The sequence below is a fragment of the Propionicimonas sp. T2.31MG-18 genome (assembly GCF_964266745.1).
Lineage (GTDB): Bacteria > Actinomycetota > Actinomycetes > Propionibacteriales > Propionibacteriaceae > Propionicimonas.
On the sequence record NZ_CAXWGX010000020.1, the window covers coordinates 1 to 349 of the forward strand.

Sequence of the window (349 nt, forward strand, 5' to 3'; positions counted from 1 at the left end):
TGTGTGTCGATGAGAAGTCGCAGATCCAGGCGTTGGATCGGACCCAGAAGATGCTGCCGATGCAGCCCGGACGACCGGAGCGGCGTACCCACGACTACCGCCGGCACGGCACCACCACGTTGTTCGCCGCACTGGAGATCGCCACCGGCAAGGTCACCGGAGCCTGCAAGCCCCGGCACCGGCACCAGGAGTTCCTGGCATTCCTCAAGCAGGTCGCCCGGGCTGGGAATGACACTCTGATTTGGCCCCACTGTGACGGTCTGATCTGGCCCCGGCCGCGACACTCCGGGGTGGTTGTGACGGTCTGATCTGGCCCCACCTGACGCTGGTCGACGGCAAGTTCGTCGAT

Annotated in this window: 1 pseudogene; it reads left to right on the plus strand. The window is 65.3% G+C overall.

The window, feature by feature from the left end:
• Window positions 1-221, plus strand: a pseudogene (locus ACFQQJ_RS08085) (IS630 family transposase); the annotation flags it as partial.
• Window positions 222-349 lie beyond the last annotated feature (128 nt).